This is a genomic window from Pseudonocardia sp. Cha107L01, from assembly GCF_052566575.1.
The window spans coordinates 4,217,804-4,241,866 of the sequence record NZ_CP199579.1 but is presented as its reverse complement, the minus strand read 5'-3'; the positions used below and the strand labels follow the sequence as shown (position 1 = coordinate 4,241,866).

At 68.0% G+C, this 24,063-nt stretch carries 18 protein-coding genes; 12 read left to right on the top strand and 6 right to left on the bottom strand.

The window, feature by feature from the left end; genetic code table 11:
• Positions 1 to 263: 263 nt before the first annotated feature.
• Positions 264 to 6,197 (bottom strand): GAF domain-containing protein, encoded by a 5,934-nt coding sequence (locus ACTXG6_RS19985; RefSeq protein WP_445189309.1) that lies wholly within the window; start codon positions 6,195 to 6,197, stop codon positions 264 to 266.
• A 172-nt stretch (positions 6,198 to 6,369) separates the two neighbouring features.
• Here ACTXG6_RS19985 and ACTXG6_RS19980 point away from each other — a divergent pair, with 172 nt between their 5' ends.
• Complete coding sequence (locus ACTXG6_RS19980; RefSeq protein ID WP_445189308.1) at positions 6,370 to 6,654, top strand: hypothetical protein; 285 nt, start codon at positions 6,370 to 6,372, stop codon at positions 6,652 to 6,654.
• Positions 6,655 to 6,971: 317 nt separating this feature from the next.
• On the opposite strand, the gene ACTXG6_RS19975 is transcribed toward ACTXG6_RS19980, so the two are convergent.
• Both ACTXG6_RS19975 and ACTXG6_RS19970 read right to left on the bottom strand, forming a co-directional pair.
• On the bottom strand, positions 6,972 to 7,535 hold the full coding sequence (locus ACTXG6_RS19975) for a hypothetical protein (protein ID WP_445189307.1): 564 nt from the start codon (positions 7,533 to 7,535) through the stop codon (positions 6,972 to 6,974).
• 1,481 nt (positions 7,536 to 9,016) lie between these two features.
• Complete coding sequence (locus ACTXG6_RS19970; protein WP_445189306.1) at positions 9,017 to 9,460, bottom strand: hypothetical protein; 444 nt, start codon at positions 9,458 to 9,460, stop codon at positions 9,017 to 9,019.
• Between the two features lie 36 nt (positions 9,461 to 9,496).
• Here ACTXG6_RS19970 and ACTXG6_RS19965 point away from each other — a divergent pair, with 36 nt between their 5' ends.
• Entirely contained in the window at positions 9,497 to 9,646 is a 150-nt protein-coding gene (locus ACTXG6_RS19965; protein ID WP_445189305.1) for a hypothetical protein, read from the top strand.
• A 171-nt stretch (positions 9,647 to 9,817) separates the two neighbouring features.
• Here the strand turns inward: ACTXG6_RS19965 and ACTXG6_RS19960 are convergent, their stop codons facing one another.
• Positions 9,818 to 10,525 (bottom strand): FadR/GntR family transcriptional regulator, encoded by a 708-nt coding sequence (locus ACTXG6_RS19960; protein WP_445189304.1) that lies wholly within the window; start codon positions 10,523 to 10,525, stop codon positions 9,818 to 9,820.
• A gap of 144 nt (positions 10,526 to 10,669) precedes the next feature.
• Here ACTXG6_RS19960 and ACTXG6_RS19955 point away from each other — a divergent pair, with 144 nt between their 5' ends.
• The 10 genes from ACTXG6_RS19955 (at position 10,670) to ACTXG6_RS19910 (ending at position 22,789) form a co-directional block, all read left to right on the top strand.
• On the top strand, positions 10,670 to 12,454 hold the full coding sequence (locus ACTXG6_RS19955) for an FAD-dependent monooxygenase (RefSeq protein ID WP_445189303.1): 1,785 nt from the start codon (positions 10,670 to 10,672) through the stop codon (positions 12,452 to 12,454).
• 2 nt (positions 12,455 to 12,456) lie between these two features.
• Positions 12,457 to 13,329 (top strand): fumarylacetoacetate hydrolase family protein, encoded by an 873-nt coding sequence (locus ACTXG6_RS19950; protein ID WP_445189302.1) that lies wholly within the window; start codon positions 12,457 to 12,459, stop codon positions 13,327 to 13,329.
• Positions 13,330 to 13,344: 15 nt separating this feature from the next.
• Positions 13,345 to 14,274 (top strand): VOC family protein, encoded by a 930-nt coding sequence (locus ACTXG6_RS19945; RefSeq protein ID WP_445189301.1) that lies wholly within the window; start codon positions 13,345 to 13,347, stop codon positions 14,272 to 14,274.
• Complete coding sequence (locus ACTXG6_RS19940; protein ID WP_445189300.1) at positions 14,271 to 16,205, top strand: acetoacetate--CoA ligase; 1,935 nt, start codon at positions 14,271 to 14,273, stop codon at positions 16,203 to 16,205. Before ACTXG6_RS19945 ends, ACTXG6_RS19940 begins: the two co-directional genes overlap by 4 nt.
• Positions 16,206 to 16,495: 290 nt before the next feature.
• Positions 16,496 to 16,900 carry a nuclear transport factor 2 family protein gene (locus ACTXG6_RS19935; RefSeq protein WP_445189299.1) on the top strand — a complete coding sequence of 135 codons (405 nt, stop codon included), beginning with the start codon at positions 16,496 to 16,498 and terminating at the stop codon, positions 16,898 to 16,900.
• Positions 16,897 to 18,486, top strand: coding sequence for an FAD-dependent oxidoreductase (locus ACTXG6_RS19930; RefSeq protein ID WP_445189298.1), 1,590 nt, complete (start codon positions 16,897 to 16,899; stop codon positions 18,484 to 18,486). The genes ACTXG6_RS19935 and ACTXG6_RS19930 overlap by 4 nt, the downstream gene beginning before the upstream one ends.
• Before the next feature lie 39 nt (positions 18,487 to 18,525).
• Positions 18,526 to 19,371: a mycofactocin-coupled SDR family oxidoreductase gene (locus ACTXG6_RS19925; protein WP_445189297.1), complete on the top strand. Its 846-nt coding sequence runs from the start codon at positions 18,526 to 18,528 to the stop codon at positions 19,369 to 19,371.
• 62 nt (positions 19,372 to 19,433) lie between these two features.
• Entirely contained in the window at positions 19,434 to 20,195 is a 762-nt protein-coding gene (locus ACTXG6_RS19920) for a 3-oxoacyl-ACP reductase (protein ID WP_445189296.1), read from the top strand.
• Positions 20,196 to 20,338: 143 nt separating this feature from the next.
• Positions 20,339 to 21,013, top strand: a complete 675-nt coding sequence (locus ACTXG6_RS19915) for a luciferase domain-containing protein (RefSeq protein WP_445189295.1) — start codon at positions 20,339 to 20,341, stop codon at positions 21,011 to 21,013.
• A gap of 252 nt (positions 21,014 to 21,265) precedes the next feature.
• Positions 21,266 to 22,789, top strand: a complete 1,524-nt coding sequence (locus ACTXG6_RS19910) for an alpha/beta fold hydrolase (protein WP_445189294.1) — start codon at positions 21,266 to 21,268, stop codon at positions 22,787 to 22,789.
• 20 nt (positions 22,790 to 22,809) lie between these two features.
• Here ACTXG6_RS19910 and ACTXG6_RS19905 read toward each other — a convergent pair whose 3' ends face one another.
• Both ACTXG6_RS19905 and ACTXG6_RS19900 read right to left on the bottom strand, forming a co-directional pair.
• A complete protein-coding gene (locus tag ACTXG6_RS19905; RefSeq protein WP_445189293.1) occupies positions 22,810 to 23,052 on the bottom strand; it encodes a hypothetical protein in 243 nt (80 codons plus the stop codon).
• Positions 23,053 to 23,090: 38 nt separating this feature from the next.
• Positions 23,091 to 24,044: an NADP-dependent oxidoreductase gene (locus tag ACTXG6_RS19900; protein WP_445189292.1), complete on the bottom strand. Its 954-nt coding sequence runs from the start codon at positions 24,042 to 24,044 to the stop codon at positions 23,091 to 23,093.
• Positions 24,045 to 24,063: the final 19 nt, after the last annotated feature.

The following is a 24,063-nucleotide window of genomic DNA, read 5'->3' as shown; positions in this document are numbered from 1 at the left end:
CGACACCCTTTGCCAACGCAGGCATCGATCCGGTCGCACCGTACGAAATCGCCGACAACGCCACCGCAGCCGGCCTCATCCACCATCCTGAATGCATTCATCGCCCCCCGGCGGCGAACATCAGCGCCAGGACGGAGGTCGCGCAGCCGGATCGGCGCCAGGTCCGCGGCGATACCGCAGGGCGTGGAACCGGGCGGCGACCGTGGCCCGGCACGAGGGCGCGCCACGGCGGACATGGCTGCCGAGGCACGGCGTCGGCTTGGTCAGCCGCGGACCGCGCGGGCCGGGCCCAGGGGAAGCTCGGCCTGCACGGTGGTACCCGCGCCGGGGACGCTCTGCACCCCGAGCCGGCCGCCGAGCGCCTCCACTCGGTCCTTGAGCCCGACCAGGCCGGATCCGCCGGCGGGGTCGGCGCCGCCGCGGCCGTCGTCGCGGATCTCGACCCGCAGCTGCCCTTCGCCGACGGCCACGCAGACGTCGACGACCGAGGCACCGGCGTGTTTGGCGGCGTTGGTCAGTGCCTCGGCGACGACATAGTAGGCGGCCAGCTCAACCGGTTCGGGCAGCCGCCCGTCGACGCGAGCGTCAAGGCGCACGGGGACCGCGGAACGGCGGCCCAGCGTCCGCAACGCCTGGCGCAATCCGCCGTCGGCGAGCGCGGCCGGGTGCAGGCCGCGGGCGAGCTCGCGCAGCTCGTCGAGCACCTCACCCAGCTCGTCGACGACGCCGTCCAGCTGCGCGGTCAGCTCGTCGGCGCTGGAGGGCACCGCCGCCATCACCCCCCCGCGCAGGCGCAGCGCGAGGGAGACCAGCCGCTGCTGGGCGCCGTCGTGTAGGTCGCGTTCGATGCCGCGGCGGGCGGCGTCGGCGGCGGCGACGATGCGGGCCCGGGAGGCGGTCAGCGCGGCCTCGGCCTCGGTGTTGGCGATGGCGGTGGCGACCAACTCGGTGAACCCGGCCAGCCGCGCCTCGGTGTCCGCCGGCAACGGCTCCACCTGCGTGGACACCGCAGCCAGCAGCCCCCACAGCCGGCCCGCGACGTTGATCGGCACGCCCACCGACGAGCGGATGCCCACCTGGCGGGCGAGCTCGGCGACCGCACCCGAGGCGTGCGCGTAGTCGATGCGCGCTGGCCGGCGAGTCTCGAAAACCAGCGTGGGCATGTTCTGTCCTCCGGTCTCAGCCCGAGTGCTGACCGGGATTGGGAACACGGCACCGGTGCCGCTCCATGCACCGACCCATGTCATAACCCCCTCCGGCTCGCACCGGATCAGGCTGGTGTAGTCGACCTGCAGCACCCGCCCGGCCTCGGCGGTGACCGCGGTGAACACCTCCTCCGGCCGCGCCCCGCTCGCTACCAGGGTCGCCACCCGCCGCAGCGCCGCCTGCTCCCCGGCGGAGCTGCGCAGCTCCACCCGGGCCTGTGTGTTCGCGATCGCGGTCGCGACCAACTCGGTGAACCCGGCCAGCCGCGCCTCGGTGTCCGCCGGTAGCGACTCCTCCCGCCTGGACCCCACGATCATGACGCCCCACAGCAGGCCCTGGACCCTGATCGGCGTGCCGACGGCGGCGCGGAAGCCCCACTCCCGGCCGAGATCGGCGGCCCCGCCGGAGGCGCCGGCGTAGTCGTCGATCCGGGCGGGTTGCCCGGTCTCGAACACCAGCGTGGCGATGTTCCGCCCCCCGAGCCGAGCACAGGTGCCGACGATCGGGCCATCGCTGGCCGCGACGAAGGTCACGGCGTCGCCGGGCTCGTAGCGCAACAGGTTTGCGTGGTCCGCTGGAAGCTGCCGCGCGGCCTCCGCAGTGACTGCGGCGAACACCTCCTCCGGTGGTGCCGCCCGGGCCACCAGGGTCGCCACCCGCCGCAGGGCGGCCTGCTCGTCCGCGACCCGGCGATACTCGACGTAGAGCTGGGCGTTGTCGAGGGAGACGGCGAGCTGGCCGGCGATGAGTTTTACCGCGTCGAGCCGTTGAGTGGTGAATGCGTCGCGGATGAGCCGGTTCTCCAGCAGCAGCACCGCCTGCAGGGTGCCGCGGCTGAGGATGGGCACTGCCAGCAGCGAGCAATAGGCGAGGTCGGCGAAATAGGGGTCGCGGGCGAACCGGTCGTCGCCGGTGGCGTCGGCCACGACCAACGGTTCGCCCGTCCGCTGCGCGTAGCGCAGGACCGACATCGGCACCGCGTTCTCATGCCTGGTGCCCCCGATCCGGGCGCCGCCGCCGTCACCATCGGGCGCGGGCAGCAACCAGTCGCGCCGGGCATCGCCCCAGAGCAGCAGCTGGACATCGGTGGCGCCGGTCATCGTGCGGAGCACCTCGACAACGCGGGCGTGGAGGCGTTCGATGGTGGTTTCGGAGCTGAGGACTTGGGAGGCGGCCAGGATGCCGAGCAGGTCGAGCGTTCCGGCGGTGACGGTGGCGCGCTGATGGGGAAGATCGCCAGGCTGGTCGGCGGACGCATCGGCGTGTGGCCGCAGGGTCGGGTAGGCCCAATCCAGATGGCCGACCTTCGCGGTCGCTCCCCAGGCGAGATACTCCCGGCGGGCCTGGGCGAGGAGCTCGTAACCGGCCTGCTCGACGCCGTGGGCGAGGTAAAAGCAGGCGGCGCGTTCGGCGATCAGGGCCCGGTGCCAGGGCCGTTGGCGTCCGGCGACCTCCCGCCGGGCGGCGTCAAAGGCGAGGACGGCGGCGCGGAAGTCGCCGACCGCCCAGGCCCGCTCGGCCTCGAGAAGCCTCAGCAGGTGCAGAAAGTTGTCCGACGCGTCCGCCGCACGGGCGGCCAGCCAGCCCGTCACCTCGTTCAGTTCTGCCAGCAGGCCGCCGCGCTCGTCACTGTCCATGATGCGGGCCCGCCCGGCCAGGTCTAGCCCGCGCAGGAGGCGGGCGATGGCGGTCACGTAGGCGCCCGCGGCGGCCGGCAGCAGCGGCATCGCCGCCGCAGTGTGCTGCGCCAGGCCGGCCGGATCGCCGAAGATGACGGCGGCGATCGCGCGGCTGACGTGCGCCTGGACACGCGCCAGCGGGTTGCCGACGTACCTGTCGGGCGCCACCCCACCAGCTGCGGCGGAGCGTTCGCTGCGTAGCACACCGGCCAGCCACCGGTCGCCGTCGATCAACTGACCGGTTTGTTCACTGCCGGTACGCCGCACGAAGGCCAAGGCATCCTCGACCTCGGCGACGTAGGCGTCCAGCGAGGGCGCGCCGTCCAGCAGGCCCCTCACGGCCGGATAGTAGGTGTGTCCCGCGTTGGCCAGGTCACCTCCGGCGATCAGTCCTTCCCGGGCCCGCTGCGCTTCTTGGACACCGCTTTCGATCGGCTCGCCCCAGCAGCTCAGGTGGGCGAACAGGAAACGCGCCTGCGAGGTGGCAGGCTCGTAGCCGCGGGCCTCGCCCAGCGCCACGATCCGCCGCCCCGCCCGGTACCCGGCGGCGTAGTCGCCCCGCAGCGCCACAGCGGCGAAGGCCGCGTGGCCGGCCGAGCCGACCAGCGCAGGGGCCGGGCCGTGCTCGATACAGATACGCAGCGCCTCCAGGCTCAGCCACCCGTGCATGGAGAAGTCCTCGCCGAAGTACGCCGGCGGCAGCGTCGCGTCGATCAGACCGGACGCGGCGAGCAGCAGTGGGTCGGTGATATCTGGCCGGGCCAGATCGTCGGGGGCGCCGGTGTGGTCCAGCCACCGGTACAGACAGCCGAACCGGTGGTCCAGCTCGACGGCGAGCCGGTCCGCCGCCGGGACGGCGATGCCGAGCTCACGCAGCGAGTCCAGGCCGAGGCTGATCGCCTCCGCGAAACGGGTCCGGTGGGTCAGGCTTCTCACCTGCACCGCCGTCGGATCCGCGCGCTGCAGGGCGGTGGGGCGCAGCCGCTCGATCGTCCGGTACTCCTCGTCGGCCGCGTCCAGGCGCCCGATGCTGTATAGGGCGGCGTGCCGGCCGGTATGCACCGCGACGAGCATGGCGGTCTCGCTCGGGTCGATCAGCCTCAGCGCGCCCGCCAGCAGTGCGTTCACCAGCGCGTGGTCGCCAATCAACGCCGCCTGGTCGGCGGCCCGGCGCAGCAGCCCCACCACCACGTGGCGCTCCGCTGCGTCGGCGACGGCGTCGATCACCGGCAGGTACTGCTCGGCCGCCACCGCGTACAGCTCCGGTACTCCGGCCAGCCGCCGCGCCATGGCCAGCTGCAACGCGCGTCGCCGTGCCGGGGCCAGACCGCCCAGGATGACCTCGCGGGCGCGGTCATGGCGAAACCGCACCGAATCACGCAGCCCTGGCTCGCCCACCAAGACGCCCTCGTCGAGGGCGGGCGCCAGCTGCTGGTCCACCACGCCCGGCGGAGCATCGATGGCGGTCCGCAGCAGGCTTGCCTCTGCCCGTCCGCCCAGGCAGGCCATCGCCTCGATCAGCGCGCGGGAGGCCGGTGGCATCGCCGCGACTCGCGCCGCGAGCAACCCGGCCACCTCCGACTCGCCCAGACGAACCCGCGCGGCTGTCTCGTCCCACCGCCACCCCGCGGCCGTTGCGGTCAGCACGCCCTCGTGTCGCAGCGCGTTGAGCAGCTCCACCGTCTCGTACGGGTTGCCCGACGTACGTGATTCGATCACCTCGACCAGGCCGGCCGCCGCAGCCGCGTCCACGTGCAGCATCTCCGCCACCATGGTGACGAGGTCCGGCACCGCCAAGTTGTCCAGGCGCAGCTGCCGCACACCGGCCTGATCGCGCCACCGGGACAGCAGCGCGGCCAGCGGATGTGCCATGTCCACCTCGGTTTCGCGGTAGGCCCCCACCAGCAACAGGCCCTCGAACGGTTCCTCGCTGAGCACGAGGTCGACGAAGCCGAGCGGGGTGCGACCGGCCCACTGCAGGTCATCGAGGAACACCACCACCGGCCGTTGCCGAGACGCAACCGCCCTCAGCACCTGCACACCCACTCGCTGCGTCCGCGCCTGTGCGGTCAGCGGATCCCCCGGATTTGGCGGCACCCGCAGCAGCATCGTGAACTCCGGCACCAACGCGGCCAGCAGTCCAGTGTTCGGGCCGAGCGCCTTGATGATCCGTTCGCGGACCTCGGCAAGCTTGTCCTCCGGCTCGGCCAAGAGCATCCGGCCCAACGCGCGAAACGCCTGGTAACTGGCATCGAACTCCATATCCCGCCGCCACTGATCGAACTTGCCGGCCACGAACCAGCCCTCCCGGCCGGTCACCGCCGGCCGCAACTGGTCGACCAGTGCGGTCTTGCCCACCCCCGGAGCGCCGCCGACCAGCACTCCCTGACAGCGGCTGGCCAGCGCCGCCTCGAACGCTGCCTCCAGCGCCGCCAGCTCGGCGTCGCGTCCCACCAGCTGCGGCGGCAGCAGCCGCGAAGGAACGTCGTGCTCGCCGATACGCACCCGAGCCGCTGCCGGACGTGCCTGGGCGTCGCGGACCTGTTGCAGGTCGTGGACTACGCCGTCGGCGGTCTGGTAGCGATGGTCGGGTTCCTTCTCCAGCAGACGCATGACGATTTCCGACAACGGGCCCGGTAGGGCCGCGTTCACCTGGGCCGGCGCCACCGGCACCCGGGCCAGGTGATCGTGCGTGAGGCGCAGCGGGTCCCCGGAACCGAAAGGCGGCCCGCCGGTGGCCAACTCGTAGAGCGTCGCGCCGAGCGCGTACAGGTCGGCGCGCTGGTCCGCCGGCCGGCCGGTGCGCCCGGTCTGCTCCGGCGCCAGATACGCCAACGTCCCCACGATCTGGTTGTGGTGGGTGAACTCCGGACGGACCTCGGCCACCGAGGCCGCCAACGCGAAGTCCACCAGGCACGGGGCGCCGTCGCGGGAGACTACGATGTTCCCCGGACTGATATCCCGGTGCATTACCCCCCGGCGGTGCATCCCCGCCACCGCCTGGGCCACCTCCACCGCAAGCCCGATTAGGTCATCGACGCCCAGCGGCTTCGCCAGCCCGGCCACGCTCGTGCCGCCGGCGTCGGCCAGCACGATCGAGCCCGGGTAGCGCGGAGCATCCAGCGACTGTGAGACCCCCGCAACCCCGCGCAGCCGCTGCAGCATTGCCAGCTCATTCCCCAGCCGGCGTTCCGCGTTCGGCCCCAGCGGCTCCTTCCGAATGACTGTGCGCCCCGGAAAGAACAGCCGAGTCACACGTGTGCGTTCACTCTCGTGCAATATCTCGGCCCGAACGAGCCGAGCCGGCGTCATCCCGCCTCCCCCATACGAGACCTCCACACAATCGGACCCCCCCAGACCATGCATACACCTACTCGAGCGCGGAGGCGACGATTCCTGAGGCCTGCACCAGCGCGACCCCGCTTCGCTACCCATACCGGGCGCTGACGGACACCATCCCGGTAGTCTAGATTACGAACTATTCGTGATCGTGCCTGTCATGCACGCTGTCTCGGTGCTGCACGTGGAGGCGAGCGACCCCGTCCTGCCGGGGACTCTGCTCGCGCTGGTTGTCGCCGCAGTCCTCATCGCGATGGACTGCGCCGTCATCGCAGTGCGTCATCGCACCCCTGCGCGACCCTTGGCATTGCTCGGCGGCGTGGTTGCTCTGTCGATCGAACCGTTCTGGAATTGCGACGTCCTGTTCACGTTCGCCGCGAACTCCGCGCCCATCGCTTTCACCTCATTCGGCCGGTCGATATCGCTATAGCTGGCCTCATCTACCCGGCGTTCATCGGCTGGGGCTCAGCCCTTAGTTTATCGACTCATCAGGACGGGCAGGCGGCAAACTAGCCAGCCGAGGTTCCTGGGGCACCAACTGCATTTCCAGGACACCCCGCGGCGATCCACCGCAGGCTCTCAACCTCCTCAGCGATGTCCATGCATGGAGCATTTACGAATCCGACGCGCACCCCAACCAGGGTGCTGGTGCAGCAACATCGCCAGTCCGTTTCGACGGCGAGCTCCCGCGTGCAGACAGGCAAGTGAATCAACAGCGTCCTAAAGCAGCCGCCCTGCGGGGTGACACTACAGGGAGCTGAACAGCAATGAGGCGCGATGTAGCCACGTGAGGTAGATGGCCGCAGTCGCGCCGGGCGAGAGCTGACCGGATTCGCGGAGCGCGCGGATCGTGTTGGATTCGAAGGGAACGGCTCGGGCAGGAATGGCGCCCTCGTCGTTGCGGTCGACGTGGCCCCCGAACAGCGAGTCGTACAGCTCAGGTTCGAACACGGCGACCGTGAGCAAGTCGCCGGCGAGCGTCAGCGCGTCGAGCGTGAGACCGAGGCAGTAGACCCGAATCTGACCATCGGCCAGCCCCTGGTCCATCGTTGCGAAGGGCTCGAGGTTCGCATAATCGAGCGGGCGGCCGCTGCCGTCGCACTCTGCTTGCCCAAGAAGCTCCTCCGCGTACTCGCGCTGGATGTTGCGCCAGATCGAGAAGTCGTTGGCCACTGACTCGGGCAGCACGCTGCACGGTTGGAAGAACGACGTCGACCGCGTATACCGTGCGATCGCCAACGCCGTCGCTTGAACCCGTACCGGTGCGCCATGAAGCTGGACGCTCACATCGGCAACGGAAGGTCGATCCATTATGCGTCCTGGCAGTGTCAATCCCCTCAAATCGTGGAGGCGATGTTTTGCCACGTCGGCCGTGACCCCCGCGACTGACGCCGCCACGCTCCTTACGCATCCCATCGACGTCCCAGGCTGCGGCGTTGAGCAGGCGCTGCATGCCATCCGGGGTGAGATCTGATCTCGCCGCCCCACCGGCCCAAGCATTCAGACAGGGAGCGTCCGCAGGCTCCCTGATCAACTCCTCGGTGTCCGGCCGTAGGCCGCCGGGACTGCCCCGTAAGCCGAAACCCAACCGAACAAGATCATCCGGGTGGCGAGCGATGCCGCGAGCGCTCTGATCTGCACCCTGCGTGACCTGCGCCGTCTCAGCAGACTGGTACGAATTGGTTCTCACTTGAGGGGGTTCAGATTTTACAGGTTTCGGCGGGCAAGACGGGGTCGTTAGGGTGCACGGTGTGCCCAGATTCGCCGCGTTCAACACGTCGGACTTGCGTAGCGCCAGCAGCGCGGGGCGGTTGCCGTGATTGGGACGCTCGGTCACGCTGCTGCGAGTGGACAGCACCGGCGTCGTCCATCAGGCCAAGACGGAATCAGAGAAAAGGTCCTTGCTGGAGTCCGCGACAAGCAAGGACGTCGTGCTCGTCGCTTGGCGGACGTGGTACGCCAGTTGCTGAACGCGGCGCGCAGGCGGACTCGGGCTTGCCTTTGTCATTACCTCGGCGCTCCCGGGGCGGAACCGGCTCTGCACCGCACCGAGCCGGCGATCGAGTTCGAGGTGTCACTCATCGCGTCGAAGCAGCCCGCCTCGCGGGCCGCCACGAAGGCTTTCGTCACCACGGTCGAGGAGATGTTCAGCCAATTCGATGTCACGCGTTGTCGCAGAGCGGAGGCCACGAGCATCCCCGAGGCGAAGATGACGGTGTCGACGGGTGCGTGTTCGCGGTGGGGATCGGGATCGACCAGCTTCAGACGCGGCCCACTAGCACCTTGATCAGAGCTGGAAGTGATAACTTCAGCACCTTCGCCCCCGCTCCATTCCAATCGGAAGCGGTTGGCGTAGTCCTTGACCAGGTCGTGGCGTGGAGTACCGCTCTGGCCACCTTACGTTCGCCGTTCTGAAAGTGGCGAGGCCAGTACCCTCAAGCGCTCGCCTCCCTAAAGCGAGCGGGTGAGCTCGACGAGCCCGGTCTCCGAAGCTATATTCCGGTTGAACTGATTGAAGCAGCTGTTCGCTCGGGTGCTAATACTGTCGCCGCCGAGGCCCTTGAAAGACTGACGGAACGTACGTGCGCCAGTGATAGTGCCTGGCTCGCGCCGCCCTGTTACCGAGCAGCGATCCGAGAGACTTCCCCGATCGATCAGCAATTGCTTGGGGCGTTCCGGCCGTGTTTCTCCGCGCGCGGGTTCGCCACGTGCACCACGCTGGTCACCGGTCTGAGTGGCCTAGTGCCGCCACCTCGGCCAGGGAAACCTGCCTGCACCGCGCGAGCAACGGCTCAGGACGCATCGCGCTTTGTCAGGCCGCCCAGCGAGATCACGTATTCCTTCGATGAATCGTCGAAGTTCACGCTGTAGACGGTCGGAAAGTAGCCGCTGCGCTGATAGGCGACCGGCTGTTTGATGTCCTGCCGTAGTGGCGCCTTAGTCAGTAGCCACTCTCTGGTCATCATCGGCTCCATGAACGTGTACTGCCCATCCCAGGAGCCGTTGATGAAGGTCGACTTGAAGTCGTACTTGCCGGGCACGAGTCCCTCGGAACTGTCGAGCCAGTGCAGGCACCATGCTCTCGGCGGGCGCACTGGGGTCCCGCACATAGTCCTTGGGCACGTATCCTCGACGAAGGCCTGCTGGCCCGCTTCCCGGAGGGCTACCGCCATCTGGCCTACCTGCAGACCCGCATCGGGATCATCTTCACGCTTCTGTACGTCGTGGCTTTGCACCCACTGTTGCCGTGGCCTAACAGCGCCGCAGGCAACATGGCCAAGGCCTTCGTGTTCGGCACCATCCTCGCCGTCCTGAGCGTCCTGGTCATGACTCCCCTCGTTTACGCACCGGCGATGGGCGTGCACGCGGGGTTCCTCAGCCTGAACTTCGGCTGGATCTTCGTGCTGGCCGTCTTCGTCTAGCACTGGATCTACGCCCTCCACGTCGGGTTCATCTACAACCCGACGTCACCCCACAGACGGTGATGCGGTCGCGGCCGCCAACAAGCCATTGCCGCCCTGGATGCCAGTCTCGGCGTCGACGTCCAGCACGGCCGCGCGTACGCGGGTTGGACGGATCGAGCGCAACTAGGTTTAGCCGCCGGTGATTCGTTTGAGGCTGTGCTCGTGGGTGAGCCGGGCCACCTCTGCCGAGTCCCGGGCGGCGATCGCCTCCACCAGGTCGGCGTGCACCTGATAGCGCCCCCGCATGACCTCCGCGAGCGGCTGGTCCTGCACCGGCAGCACCGCCAGGGTGTGCGCCTCCACGATGTCGAGCAGCGTGGTGTAGAGCGAGCGCAGCATCGCGCTGGGGTTGACAGCGGCGATCAGCGCGTGCAGCCGCCAGTTCGCGTGCAGGAACTCCACGGGGTCCTGGGTCTCGGTGGCCGCGAGCATCGCCGCCACCTGCCCGCGATACGCCTCGAGGTCGGCTGGCGAGGAGTGGTGCTGCGCGTCGGCGATCAGCAGCGGGTCCAGCGCGTCGCGGATGCGGACCGCGTCGGAGACCGACGCGGCGTCCGCATCCAGCGCGAGCACCGAGTTGCCCAGCCGGACCATCGGCGATTGCTCCGCGACGAACAGCCCCCCGCCCGGGCCGGGTTTCACCTCGACCAACCCGCGCGACTGCAGCAGCCGAAGACTCTCGTTGAAGGTGCCGACCGAGACCTCACACAGCTCACGCAGCTCGTTCTTCGTGCCCAACCGCGTGCCCGGAGCCGACCGGCGGACCAGCTCCGCCACGCGCCGAGCGGCGCTCTCGGCGCGCGAGCCGACGCCGTCACTGAGCATCCCAGCACTCACCGGTGACCACCTCCCCTATCCGTCATGATGATTATGACCTAGGTCTTGACAGCAGTCCAGTCGAGTGTCGATACTTTCAGCCATAATCATCATGATTGATTGTGTACTCGCTCAAGCCCGGGACACAACGTCAAGGAGGACGTGATGAGGGAGATCGAAGTCCCAGTACTGATCGTGGGGGGCGGCGGCGCAGGTCTGACCTCGTCGATGCTGTTGTCGCAGCTGGGGGTGCGCTCGCTGCTCGTTTCCCGCCATCCGGGCACCTCCGTGCTGCCGAAGGCCCATGTGCTCAACCAGCGCACCATGGAGATCTTCACCGAGCTGGGCGTCGCGCCGGAGATCATGCGCAGGAGCACGCCGGCGGCGAACATGCAGGCCACGGCCTGGTACGCCGGGGTGGCCGGGGCACACGACGGCTACGGGCGCCGGGTGGGTCGACTGGAGGTCTGGGGCGGTGGATACACCGACCCGGACTACATCGCGGCGAGCCCGTGCCGCACCGCGAACCTGCCTCAGATCCGCCTGGAACCGGTGCTCAAGGCGCACGCCGAGACGTTTCCCGAGGCCGATATCCGGTTCAACCACGAGCTGCTGGCGATCGATCAGGACGCGGAGGCAGTCACCGCGACGGTCCTCGACCGCGGCACCGGCGAGCAGTACCAGGTGCGCAGCCGCTACCTGCTGGGCGCGGACGGCGGCCGCAGCGTCGGACAGCTGGTCGGCATCGATATGAGCGGGCCCACCAACCTCATGCGGATGGTCTCCACCCACATGACCGCCGACCTGTCGAGCTACCTCGACGACCCCGACGTGCTGATCCGCTGGCTGGTCAACCCCGACTTCGGTGGCTCATGGGCCTCCGGGGTGCTGGTGGCCATGGGCCCGGACCACTGGGGGCCCGACTCCGAGGAGTGGGTGTTCCACCTGCAGTTCGCCATCGACGACACCGACGCCCATGACCCGGACAAGGTGCTCGCCAGGATCCGCGCGACGCTGGGCATTCCCGACTTCAGCCCGGTCATCCACCACATCAGCCCCTGGGTCATGGAGGGCGTGCTCGCCGACGAGTTCCGGGCCGGGCGCGTGTTCCTGATCGGCGACGCGGCCCACCGACACCCGCCGACCGGCGGACTGGGCCTCAACAGCGCCGTGCACGACGCCTACAACCTGTGCTGGAAGCTCGCCGCGGTGCTGGCCGGACGAGCGGACGACTACCTGCTCGACAGCTACGGCGCCGAGCGCCGACCGACCGACGCGGCCAACGTCGAGGCCGCGGTGAATGCCGCGATGAACCACTACAGCATCGACCAGGCACTGGAGCTCTCCCCGGACAAGACCCCCGAGGCCAACTGGGCCGAGGTACGCCCGCTGTGGGAGCAGCTGCCGAACTCCGAACACAAACGCCAAGCGCTCAACCGGGCGATCGGCTCGCAGACCATGGAGTTCCGCCACCACAACGTCGAGTTTGGCTACACCTACCAATCGTCCGCCGTGATCGACGACGGCTCGCCGGCCTACACCCCGCTGGACCCGGTACGGCTGTACGAACCGAGCACCAAACCCGGCCACCCGATGCCGCACGCCTGGGTCGAGCGCGAAGGCGAGCGGGTCCCACTGGGCACCTTGCTACACGGGGGGCAGTTCCTGCTCATCGCCGGCGAGGAAGGACACGCCTGGGTCGAGGCGGCCGAAAAGGTCGCCGCGGAGCGTGGCCTGCCGCTACGCGCAACCCGGGTCGGCGTGCTGGGCAGCGACTACGTCGACGTGCGCTGCAGCTGGCTGAAGCACCGAGGCATCTCCGCCGAGGGCGCGGTGCTGGTGCGGCCCGACCGGTACGTGGCGTTCCGCTCGCACGGCGCGGTGCCAGACCCCGCACAAACCCTGCGGCAGGCGCTCAACCACATCCTGGCTACTCCCGGTAAGGACTGATCATGCGCATCGGAAATCTGGCCGGCCGGCTCACTGTGTTCACCGAGCACGGCGCCCTCGATGTCGAGCAAACCAGCGCTGGTGAGTTCAGTGCCGATCCTCAGGCTATCTACCCTCGGTGGGAGGAGTTCCGGCGCTGGTGGGCGGGTCACGCGCCGCGCACGGAGCCCGCTGTTCCCTTTACCCAGGACGATCTCGGTGCCCCCGCACCACACCCGGCGCAGGTGCTCGCGATCGGGCTCAACTACCGCGACCACGCCACCGAGGCCGGGTTCGCCATCCCCGACTCGCCGACCGTGTTCACCAAGTTCGTCTCCTCATTCACCGGTCCGATCGGCAACATCGTGCTCGCCGGACCCACCGTGGACTGGGAGGTCGAACTGGTGGCGGTGATCGGCGAGCGGGCCCGCAATGTGGCCGTCGAGGATGGCTGGTCGCACATCGCCGGTCTGACCCTGGGCCAGGACATCTCCGAGCGCACGGTGCAACTGGCCGGGCCGGCGCCCCAGTTCAGCCTGGGCAAGTCCTTTCCCGGGTTCAGCCCCACAGGTCCATGGCTGGTCACCCCGGACGAGCTGGCCGAGCGCGACGCCATCCAGCTGGGCTGCGCCGTGAACGGCGAAGCCGTGCAAAAGGGCAGCTCCTGCGACCTGGTGTTCTCCATCCCGGAGCTGGTGGCGCGGCTTTCGGCCGTGCTGCCGCTGGAACCGGGAGACGTCATCTTCACCGGCACCCCGGCGGGCGTCGGAGTGGTGCGCAAGCCGCAGCGGTTCCTGTCCGCCGGCGACGAGCTCGTCAGCTACGCGCGGGGCATCGGCGAGATGCGCCACCGGTTCGTGTCCGCTACGGCGCCCACCCAGCACACGCCTGAATAGAGCAGGAGTCCCAAGATGGCACTTCACCGCCTCACCGAGATCACCATCGGCGTACCTGGCACCGCCGAGACCGCCGACTACTACACCGAATTCGGCCTGACTCCGGCCACCGCTTCGCCCGGCGAACACCGGTTCCGCACCATGGACGGCGGCGAGCAACTGCAGATCGTGCACAGCCCCCGCCGTCGACTCGTCTCCCTCGGGGTCGGCGCCGACGACCCGGACGACCTGGCCCGGATCGCCGCGTCGCTCGACCGCATCGGCGTCGCCGCCCACAGCGACGCGAGCGGGCTGCGCACCGCCGACCCGGCGACCGGCCTTGACGTGATCGTCTCGATCGCGCCGCGGATCGCCCAGACCGCCACTCCAACCCCGCCCTACAACGCCCCCGGGGACATCGAACGCCCTGACGCCCGCGCACCCGGGATCCTGCGCTCCGGCCGGGTCCGTCCGCGCAAGCTCGGCCATGTGGTCTTCGGATCCGTGGACCAGGCCGCCACGCAGCGCTTCTTCACCGATGGTCTGGGCTTCAAGGTCAGTGACGAGGCCCCCGGGCTGGCCGCGTTCATGCGCTGCAGCACCGACCACCACAACGTGCTGGTGCAGCAGGCACCGGTGAGTTTCCTACATCACACCTCGTGGGAGCTCGACGACGTGGACGAAGTCGGCCGCGGCGCGACCGCGATGCTCGAGGAGCACCCCGAGCGTCACACCTGGGGGCTGGGCCGCCATTACATCGGGTCCAACTTCTTCTGGTACCTACGCGATCCCGCCGCCAACTTCTCCGAGTACTACTCCGACATCGACTGCATCCTCGATGACCAGCTCTGGGAGCCGGGTGTCATCGCCGGCGAGCGCAGCCTCTACGCCTGGGGGCCGCCGCCACCGGCGTCGTTCCTCAAGCCCGACGACCTCGCCGACCTGATGACCGGCGCGCACCAATGAGCCCCGGCCCGGAGGGCACCGCGCTCGGTGACTACCTGAACTGGCTCGCCACCGAGCGGGGCCGGACCTTCCCGAACTACGCGTCACTCTGGCGCTGGTCGATCGAGGACCTCGACGGATTCTGGACCTCGGTCTGGGACCGATTCGGGGTTCACGGCAACCACGAGGAGGTGCTCGGCAACCGGGACATGCCTGGCGCGGAATGGTTCCCCGGGGCTCGGCTGAACTACGCCGAGCACATGTTCGGTGTGGACGAGGACACCGACCGGGTCGCGGTGATCGCACATTCGCAAACCCGCGACCCGGTCGAGCTCACCTTCGGTGAGCTGGGAGAGCAGGTCGCCAGGGCCGCTGTGGGGCTGCGCCGGCTGGGCGTCGGTCGCGGCGACCGCGTCGTCGGGTACCTGCCCAACGTGCCCGAGGCGCTCGTGTTGTTCCTCGCCGCGGCGTCGCTGGGAGCGGTTTGGGCGTCGTGTGCCCCGGAATTCGGTGCGCGCAGTGTGGTCGACCGCTTCGCCCAGCTCGAGCCCACCGTGCTGGTCGCGGTCAGTGGCTACACCTATGGCGACCGGGATATCGACCGGGCTGATGAGCTGGCCTCGATCCGGGCCGGGCTGCCCACGCTGCGCCACGTCGTCGGGGTCACCTACGGCGATCACCGGGTGCCCGATGCGCTGAGCTGGGACGAGCTGCTGGCCGAGCCCGGCCCTCTCACCTTCACGGCGGTGCCGTTCGACCACCCGCTGTACGTGTTGTTCTCCTCCGGCACCACCGGACTGCCCAAGGCGATCGTGCATGGCCATGGCGGCATCCTGCTGGAGCATCTCAAGCTGCACGCCCTGCACCTGGACACCCGCCCGGGCGACCGCGTGCTCTGGTACACGACTACGGCGTGGACGATGTGGAACATCCTGGTTTCCGCGCTGCTGCACCGGGCCGCGATCGTGCTGTTCGACGGCAACCCGCTCTACCCGGAGCTCGACACCCAGTGGCGGCTGGCCGCGGACAACCGCGCCACTCTGCTGGGCACCAGCCCTGCCTACCTGATGGCCTGCCGACAGTCCGGGACACAACCCGCCCAGGCACACGACCTGTCCGCGTTACGCGGGCTCGGCGTCACCGGCTCACCGCTGCCCCCGGACGGTTCCGACTGGTGTACCGAGCAGCTCGGGGACGGGGTGCTGGTCAACTCGATCAGCGGTGGCACCGACGTGTGCTCGGCGTTCGTCGGCGGCAACCCCTGGCTGCCGGCCTACCCGGGTGAGCTGGCCGGCCCGTGCCTGGGCGTCGACGTGACCGCCTTCGACGCCCAGGGCCGGGAGGTCACCGGGACCCTCGGCGAGCTAGTGATCCGGCAACCGATGCCCTCGATGCCGATCCGGTTCTGGAACGACCAGGACGACGCGCGGTACCGGTCGGCCTACTTCGACACCTACCCGGGCGTGTGGCGACACGGCGACTGGGCCACCGTCACCAACCGGCACAGCTTCGTGATCAGCGGCCGCTCCGATGCCACGCTGAACCGGGGCGGGGTCCGGCTCGGCACCGCCGAGTTCTACACGGTCGTCGAGGAGCTCCCAGACGTCGGCGACAGCCTGGTGCTGCATCTGGAAGACCCCGAAGGCGGGCCCGGCCAGCTGATCCTGTTCGTCACACTGTCCGGCGGCGGCGCGCTCGACGACGCGCTGCGTGGGCGGATCCGTGCAGCGTTGCGCAGTCAGCTCTCACCGCGCCACGTGCCCGACGTGATCGAGGCTGTGGCGGCCATCCCACGGACGCTGACCGGCAAGAAGCTGGAGACGCCGATCAAGCAGATCCTGCTGGGCCGGGCCGCCGACGAGGTCATCAGCCGGGACTCGGTCAGCGACTTCGCCGCGATCACCGTATTCGAGAGTTTCGCGGCGGACCTGCGACGGGTTGGAGCGCGGTGATGCCCGCCCGGGCTGATTGACACCCACCAGCACGTGGTACCGCCCGAGTAGCGCGATCGGCTGACCGACCACGACATCACCGCGGGCGGCCCGCCGATCTCCGAGTGGAGCGCGCAGACCTACGCCCCAGCCGAGATCGCCGCCGGCTTCGGCCACTCCTACGAGCTGTACCCGATCGAGGCCTACCTGCGCGGGGCTATCGACCGGGGCAATGCCGAGGCATTGTTCCCTCGGCTCACCAGCGCCCAATCCTAAGTTTTACTTTTCCGAAATTCAGCAAAGGAATCGCTATGACGCGTGCGCCTGCTTCTGCCCAACTCGAACTAATTCGTGAGCTGTTCACGGCTATTGACCACGGAGATGGCGGGACAGCGGCATCAATGTTCGCCGACGATATCCGGTTCGCCTTCGGAAACAACCCCCCGGTACATGGGCGCGGGAAAGTCGAGGACACCATGCGTGATTTCCTCGCCGGCATCGCCGGAATTCGACACGAGTTGACCGGACTCTGGCAGGTTGCCGGTAATCCCGACATTGTCATCGCGGAGATGACCGTGCACTACTCACGACTGGACGGCACCAGCGTATCGCTGCCCTGCTGCAATGTGTTCCGGACCCACGACGGCGCGATCGCCGACTACCAGATCTACATGGATGTCAACCCGGTCTTCGCCCCCGACCGGAGCGCATCATGAGCGACGAATGGGACGAGGTCTTCGATGTCGTGGTAGCGGGAAGCGGCGCCGGCGGATTCGCCGCCGCCTTGACCGCGGCAGGCGAGGGCGCATCGGTTCTCGTACTGGAGAAAGCCGGGGCGACGGGCGGTACCACCCGGAAAGCAGCCGCCTGGTTCTGGATCCTCAACAACCGGTTCATGCGCGAGGCCGGCATCGAGGACCCGAAGGACGACGCGCTGCGCTACCTGGCCCGACTTTCTCGCCCAGCGCTCTATTCACCGGACGAGCCGTTCCTCGGGATTCCCCAGGACGAGTACCAGGCATTGGAGACGTTCTACGACCGGGGCGACGAGGCCATCGCGGCCCTGGAGAAGATCGGCGCGCTGGAGCCCGCAGCCGGCCTGGACTTCCCCGACTACTCCGCGCACCTGCCGGAGAACACACCCAAACGCGGCCGGGTCCTGTGGCCCGCCGCGGGCGGTGGCGGACAGACCGGCGGCCAGGAGATGCTGGCCCGCTTCCACCAGGCCGCCGACCAGCTCGGCGTCGAGGTGCGGACCGCCACCCCGGTGACCGAGCTAGTGACCTCCGACGGCACCGTGACCGGCGTAGTCACTGGCGGGACGGCTACCCGCCGTATCCGAGCGCGGCGTGGTGTCGTCTTCGCCAGCGGCGGATTCACCCACAACGCCCGGTTACGCCGGGAGTTCCTGCGCGGCCCCTATGTGGGCGGCTGCGCCGCGGTCTCCAACACCGGCGATTTCATCCCGCTGGCGCTCTCCGCCGGCGCGGAGCTCGCTGGTATGCAGCACGCCTGGAGCGCGCCGATCGTGCTCGAACAAATGCGACGCGAACCCCGGACGGTCGCTGGGTCGTTCGTGCTCCCCGGCGACGGGCTGCTGATCGTCAACCGGTTCGGTGAGCGGGCGGTCAACGAGAAAGCGATCTACCACGAGCTGACCAAGTCCTTCTTCGACTGGGACAGCCGCCACCTGCGCTATCCCAACCTGCCTCTGATCGCGATCTGGGACCAGCAAGTCGCTACTACAGTCGCCGGCCGCGACTTCGGCAACCCGGTGCCGCCGGACGACGTCGACGGCTACTGGGTTGTCCAGGCGGACGATCTCGCCGGTCTGACCCTGGAACTCGACAAGCGGCTTAGCACCCTCGGTCTGCCGGCCGAGCACAATTCACTCGACCCGATGTTCAGTGACCAGCTCGATCGAACGCTCAAACGATTCCGTGGGTTTGCCGAGAGCGGGGTGGACGAGGACTTCCATCGAGGCGAAACACCGATCGAGCTCGCTCTCAATGCCATGTCCGGGCCGGGAGATGGACCCAACCCCACAATGCGCGCGTTGAGTGACACCGGGCCGTACTATGCCACAATCCTGGGGCCGGGCACGCTGGACACCAAGGGCGGCCCTCGAGTGGACATTCACGGCCGAGTACTGCGCGCCGACGGCCAACCGATTTCCGGGCTGTACGGCGCCGGCAATTGCGTGGCCTCGCCGTCCGCCGAGGCGTATTGGGCCGGCGGCGGAACAATCGGGCCAATCCTCTGCTACGCCTACCTCGCCGGGAAACACGTCGCCGCCCGCTAGCGCGCGCAACTTCCAGACCTCACCGGAGGAATGATTATCATGGAACGTCTCGACGGCCGAGTCGCCTTTGTTACCGGAGTTGCCCGAGGCCAAGGACGCAGTCACGCCCTGCGACTTGCGGAGGAAGGCGCCGACATCATCGGCGTCGACCTCCCGCTCGACATCACTACCACTCACTACCCAATGGCCGTTGAAGATGACCTCGCTGAGACAGCTGAACTGATCGCGAAGACCGGCCGTCGGGCCCACCTTCGGCAAGCTGACGTCCGGGACCTGCGCGCGCTACGGACGGTTATCGACTCTGGGGTAGTTGCCTTCGGCCGCCTCGACATCGTCGTGGTCAACGCGGGCATCTTCTCCCTGGGCGCCGCGCTGGACCTCGACGAACAGGTGTGGCAGGACGTCATCGACGTCAACCTCACCGGGGCCTGGCACACCGTCAAAGCCGCAACCGGGCACATCCGAGCGGGTGGACGCGGTGGCTCGATCATCTTCACAGCCTCCGCCGCCGCCCTGCTGCCCCCGCCCGGCATCGCGCACTACAACGCGGCCAAGGCAGGAGTGAACGCACTCATGAAGACGCTCGCAGTCGAGCTCGGACCCGAGTACATCCGGGTCAACTCGGTCAACCCTGGCAACGTGGACACCGCCATGATCGACAACGAAACAACCCGCCGACTGTTCATGCCCGAGTTAGAACACCCAACCAAGCAGGACGCAGAGAAACCCGACTCCGCCTACGTCCGGGTCAACGCCATACCGATCCCGTGGCTCGAGTCCATCGATATCAGCAACCTAGTCGTATTCCTCGCCTCGGACCAATCCCGCTACCTCACCGGCGCCGCCATCCCCATCGACGCCGGTTACGTACTCAAGAAGGCATAAGGCTCGGCAAAGCCGAAATCGGCGACAACCATTCCATCATGTTTGTTTCAGAAAGGCCTGTCATGACCGTCAATGTCGACACACGGCCCGCACAACGGGTCGCCATCGTCACCGGCGGTGCGCGCGGCATCGGCGCCGCGATCACCACCACTCTCGCCCGCGCCGGGCTGCACGTCGCCGTGGGATACAACTCCAACAGCAAGGCCGCCGAGGAGCTCGCCGCCAGGCTCCGCGCCGAAGGCGCGTCCGTCTCGACACATCAGGGCAACGTCGGCGTGCCCGCCGATTGCCAACGCGTAGTATCGGACGTCCTCGAGCAAGGTGGCCGGGTCGACTACCTGATCAACAATGCTGGCATCACCGTCGATAAGACCGTTCGCAATATGACCATCGACGACTGGCATGCAGTGCTGCGGATTAACCTGTCTGGCGCCTTCTACATGACGAAGGCAACGCTGGATCATATGATCAACAATAGGTTCGGTCGCATCGTGAATATTAGCTCTGTGATCGGACAAACGGGATCGGTTGGTCAGGCCAACTACGCATCGTCCAAGGCCGGTCTAATCGGATTCAGCAAGAGCCTCGCGCTGGAGGTAGCCCGCAAGGGCATCACTGTTAACTGTGTTGCTCCCGGCTATATCGAGACCGAGATGGTTGCCGCGATCGCTGAGGATACACTCGCAAAACTTCTTAAAGCTGTTCCGGTTGGCCGCCTTGGACAGGCCTCCGAAATAGCGCGAGCGGTCCAGTTCCTCGTCGACGACGAGGCAGGCTATGTCACGGGGAGCGTGTTGGCCGTCGACGGTGGCCTCGACATGTGACCGCATCCCGCGTCAGCACGGCCTTCACCATCACAATCGCCAACACTGCGCATGTTCAACCAGCGCACGACCGCGGGCTTCTATCTGATCAGCGAAGACGCCAGGCTCCCTGGCCACCACACTTGATTCCTGGGAGATGCGTGATGCCTCAGTTCCGCTATTCGCGGCCTCTCGCCATCGGCGCGCTCGCTGCTGCGGCGTCGATCTGGGCTGCACGCGACTATCGCGCGTGGCGCGCACTCGGCGTCGGCGGTCTCCCACCGAATATCGGCGGCTGGGTGCAGGTCACTGTGATGCGCTTCCGCAGCCGCGATCCACTGACTTCGCTAAAGCCGACCGACGGAGCAGTCAGCCGAATACTTCTGGACCTGCCACCCCGCGACGGAAATCGGCCCACCGTGGCGCCACATCCAGTACCGCACCGCGTGCTGGATCAGCAACCCACGGCACATATGAGGGGTGAACTGAAGGCCATCTTCGACGAATTCGCCGGCCTGACGTCGCCCGCCCTGCAGTACCGCACGAGCCGCTGGGAAAAGCACAACGACGCCCTCCGTGTCCGTGGCGATGGATGCGAAGTGGGCCATATCCACCCGACCGATGGATCGATGCACATGACGCTCAATCCGGCGGACGCCCAGCTCGTCGTGGAACGCGGGTGGGGCGAGTTCCACCCGCTAGCCGGAATCAGGTTCAACCTCCCGGAGACCTACACCCTTATATACCCACCGCGCACATCAGCCGACATCAATCAGATACGCCGAATCCTGATTGCCGCCGTCATCGACGCCACCGGTGTCGAACCCATTCAAGTTTAAACGGACGGTCTCAGGCGAGGAGTAATGCCGTGTTCCTCCAGTTTCCAGCTGGGAACCGGCTAGGCCATTGCCAGCCCGACGAGGCCGGCCGGAAGGGCACCTCAACACAGCTCGGAGCCTTCGATGTCATTCACAGGATCGGACCACTCACGGCATACGTCCCCGCCTGTACCCGGGGGGCTGTTCCACGCCGCACGCGACGTCGCAAGACTCGCCGCGGCCGCACCTGTTGTGGCTGCTTCCGGTGCGCGGTTGGCAAGCGAGCTGGGGAGGGTCGCGGTTGGCCGCTCCGAGCTCGAGCCGGCGAAGGGTGACCGACGGTTCACCGATCCCACCTGGAACGACAACCCCGCATACCGACGGATCATGCAGGCGTACCTCGCCACGTGCGACTGCGCCGCTGAAATCGCGGAAGATCTGGACCTGCCCGACTGGCGCGACCGGGAGCGTGCCCGCTTCGTCGCGACCGTGCTCGCGTCAGCACTCGCGCCCACAAACAGCCTGGCGGGTAACCCCGCCGCCCTGAAGCGGGCGTTCGAAACCGGTGGCGCGAGCTTAGTCCGGGGCACCCGCCACCTAGTTGACGACCTTCGACACAACGGCGGGCTGCCGCGGCAGGTCAACCGCACGGCGTTCACCGTCGGCAAGGACATCGCGGTAACGCCGGGCGCCGTTGTCTACCGGGACGAGGTCCTGGAACTGTTGCAGTACCGGCCGTCTACCGAGCAGGTGCGCCGGACGCCCATTGTGATCGTGCCACCCCAGATCAACAAGTACTACTTCATGGACCTCGCACCCGGCCGATCGCTAATCGAGTTCGCAGTCGGAAGGGGGCAGCAGGTGTTCGCCATCTCCTGGCGGAACCCTAGCCGGGTGCAGCGAGATTGGGATCTCGAGACCTATGCGGCCGCGATCCTCGCCTCGCTCGACGCCGTCGCGGCCATCACGCGATCCGAGCTCGTCAATCTATTTGGGCTCTGCGCCGGCGGGATCACGACCGCGGTGGTGCTCAACCACCTGGCCGCCATCGGTGACCATCGCGTGTCGGCGGCGAGTTTCGGCGTCACTCTGCTGGACTGGACCACACCCGCCGCTGTCGGGATGTTATCGGTGCCCGCGCTTCTCAAACTCGCTCGCTGGCGATCGCGCAGCGCCGGAATGCTCGACAGCCGAACCCTCGGATCCGTTTTCGCCTGGATGCGGCCGAACGACCTGATTTGGAATTACGTCGTCAACAATTACCTGCTCGGCAAGGACCCACCCCCATTCGATATCCTCGCCTGGAACTCCGACGGCACCAACCTCCCAGCCGCACTGCACCGCCAGTTCCTTGAGATCTTCGCCGACAACACACTCGCCCACCCCGGCGAAATGACCGTGCTCGGCGCACCGGTCGACCTCAGCCGCGTCGAGGTCGACACCTACGTCACGGGCGGCACCACCGACCACCTGACACCGTGGAAGGGCTGCTTCGCCTCGGCGCACCTGCTCGGTGGGACGTCGACGTTCGTACTGGCGAACACCGGGCACATCCAGACTTTGGTCTGCCCACCAGGTAACCCCAAGTCACGCTACTGGGCCGGCGGCGAGCTGACCGACGACCCTGAGGCGTGGCGTACGTCAGCCATCGAGCACACCGGTTCCTGGTGGGAGCACTGGGCCGACTGGATCGAGGCCCGGTCGGGAGAACTGAAGCGGGCGCCCGCCCAGCTCGGGGGCCAGCACCACCCGCCCCTCGCCGACGCGCCCGGCAGCTATGTGTTTGAGCAGGCCTAGGGGGTGACGCGGCCACACGATCAAGGAACTAGTGAACGGCTGAGGCGCTGGCGTTCGGCCCGCGGAAGCCGTATACCGGCTGAACAGATCGTGCTGGCGGCGAGCTCGGCTACGGTGATTCGATGGAGGCTGTGCTCGTGGTTGAGCCGGGCCACCTCGTCCGAGTCCCGGGCGGCGAACGCCTCGACCAGGTCAGCGTGCACCTGATAGCGCTCCCGCATGACCTGGGCGAGCGGCTGGTCCTGTATCGGCAGACGCCCCATTCGTCTTGGTTCAGCGTAGCGAAATCGGCGACCGCCGCTCAGCTCACGCGCAGAATGAGTTTTCCGCGGGTGTGCCGCTTCGCCAGCTCACGATAGGCGTCCTGAACCTCGGTCAGCGGAAAAACTTGTTGAATGGGCACCACAAGCCGCGCCGTCCGCACCAGGTCGGCGATGGCTTCCCATTCCTCGGGCGTGTCTGCCTCCTCCTGGGCGTCGGTGCGAGTGCCGTAGCGCTGGGCCGCCAATCCGTCCGCGGTGGTGGTGATTCGGGCGGGGTCCACGCCCAGCAGGATGGCGATATCGACGTTGCCCGACCCGAAGGTGTCGACGTAGGCATCGACCTGGCCGTCCGTCAGGTTCCTGATCCTGTCGGCGAGGCCCTCGCCATACGAGACCGGCTCAATGCCGAGCGACCTCAGGAAGTCGTGGTTGTGTGAGCCGGCCGTACCGATGACCCGCGCGCCGGCCAGCCGCACCAGTTGAGCGGCGATCACCCCGACGCCACCGGCCGCCGCTGAGACGACCACGGTCTCCCCGGCCACCGGCGCCACCGCGCGTACCGCCGCGTACGCGGTCGCGCCGGCGCCAGGGATCGCGGCGGCCGCCTCCCAGGACAGTTCCGCCGGCTTACGAGCGACATGCGGCACGTCGACGCTGACGTAGTCAGCCTGGCCGCCTCGAGGTTTGAATGCCATGACCTCGTCGCCTGCCGTCAAGGACGTGACTCCGGCCCCGATCTCGACGACACGACCGGAGAAGTCGTTGCCCTGTCCTTCGGGGAAGGACGCCGGCCACATCTGTGCGAAGACGCCCTCCCGAATCCCGATCTCCCCCGGGTTCAGAGCGGCGGCGACGACGCGGACGACAACCTCACCCGGCGCGGGCGCAGGGACGGGGACTTCGACCACTCGCAGCACGCTCTCGTCGCCGTACCTGTCGAAAATGACCGCACGGGACACGGTCCCCCGCTCGGGAAGAAGCTCCTCGGACATATGTCGCCCCACTCTCTAC